This window comes from Inquilinus limosus MP06, from assembly GCF_000767795.1.
Classification (GTDB): Bacteria; Pseudomonadota; Alphaproteobacteria; order DSM-16000; family Inquilinaceae; genus Inquilinus; species Inquilinus limosus_E.
In genome coordinates, this window is the sequence record NZ_JANX01000946.1 from 1 (window position 1) to 1420 (window position 1420).

Sequence of the window (1420 nt, forward strand, 5' to 3'; positions counted from 1 at the left end):
GGATCAGCGCGCGCCGCACCGGGGGCAGAAGCAGCGGCAGCGCCATCAGGTCGCTGAGGAAGCCGGGGAAGATCAGCAGCAGCCCGGCCAGCACCAGGAGGGCGGCATGCGCCACCGGCTCTGCCGGCGGCTCGCCGCGAGCCAGGGCCGCCTGCATCTCCCGCAGCGCCCGCATCCCCTGGCGCTTCAGCAGCAGCGTGCCGATCACGCCGATGGCGATGAACAGCAGCAGGGTGGCGAGCACGCCGATCCAGCGGCCGACCACGATGAACACCGTGATCTCGGCCAGGACCGGGACAAGAAGCAGCAGGGCGAGGAGGGGCATCGGTTTCCCTTGCCGTTTGGGGGTCGGCAGCCTATCTGTCGGGGGCAGGCGTCGTTCCTGACCGCGCATCCTGGCCCGAACGGTTGTCCGCCGAGCATTCGCTGATCCGGCCGGGCCGACCAAGAGGTAGTGTCGCGCGGCGCCCGGGTCCAGAGCGATGCATTCGGCGCCGGCACGGGCGCGCGGCCAAGTGTAGGGAGCGATGGGCGAAGGCTCTTTCCTCGATATCCTGGTTCTGGCGGTGATCGCCGGCTTCCTGATCCTGCGGCTGCGCAGCGTGCTCGGCCGGCGCACGGGGACGGAGCAGCGGCGGCCGAATCCGATCGCCCAGCCGCCGGCCCGGCCCGAGCCCCGCTCTCCCGACAATGTCGTGAGCATGCCGGAGCGGCCGCGGGCCAACGGCAATGGCGACAGCGCCCCGGCCAGCGGCCTGACCCAGATCAAGATCGCCGACCGCAGCTTCAGCGAGAGCAGCTTCGTCGGCGGTGCCCGCGCCGCCTTCAAGATGATCGTCGAGGCCTTCGCCCGCGGCGACACGGCGACGCTGCGCCCGCTCCTGTCCGACGAGCTGTATGACGAGTTCAGCGGCGCGATCCGCGACCGCCTGGCCGCCGGCCATGTGCTGGAGGAGACGGTGGAGTCGGTCGACCGGGCCGATATCATCGACGCCCGGATGGACGGCCGCACCGCCTTCGTCACCGTGCGCCTGACCTCGCGCCAGAAGAGCGTGACGCGCGACGCCGATGGCAAGGTGATCGAAGGCGGCCCGGACCAGACGGTCGAGGTCACCGACATCTGGACCTTCGCCCGCAACACTCGCGCCACCGACCCGAACTGGGCGCTGGTCGAGACCCGCGAATCCCACTGACCCGCCGATGCTGTCGCTCCTGACCCGTCCGGCCCGGCCCTGTCCGGGCCGCGGCCGTTCGGCCGAGGATGCCGACCGCTGATCCGGCATGGCCAAGACCCGCAAACCGAGCGAGGAAGAGCGCCGCCTCTGGCGTCTCGTGATGCAGGACGTCGTGCCGCTGCGGCCGCGCGACGCCGCCCCCCGCCGCCGCCTCCGAACCGCTCCTCCGGCGCCTCCGCCGCGGC

General features: G+C 72.0%; 2 protein-coding genes. One reads left to right on the forward strand and one right to left on the reverse strand.

The window, feature by feature from the left end; genetic code table 11:
• On the reverse strand, positions 1-325 hold a 325-nt coding region (locus tag P409_RS38480; RefSeq protein ID WP_034849307.1), incomplete at its 3' end, for an FxsA family protein.
• Between the two features lie 202 nt (positions 326-527).
• Here P409_RS38480 and P409_RS34265 point away from each other — a divergent pair.
• Positions 528-1193 (forward strand): Tim44/TimA family putative adaptor protein, encoded by a 666-nt coding sequence (locus tag P409_RS34265; RefSeq protein WP_034849306.1) that lies wholly within the window; start codon positions 528-530, stop codon positions 1191-1193.
• The last annotated feature ends 227 nt before the right edge of the window (positions 1194-1420 follow it).

What these genes read in the sequence shown, in the direction of transcription:
- P409_RS34265 (WP_034849306.1), top strand. Translation starts at nt 528, where the DNA reads ATGGGCGAAGGCTCTTTCCTCGATATCCTGGTTCTGGCGGTGATCGCC.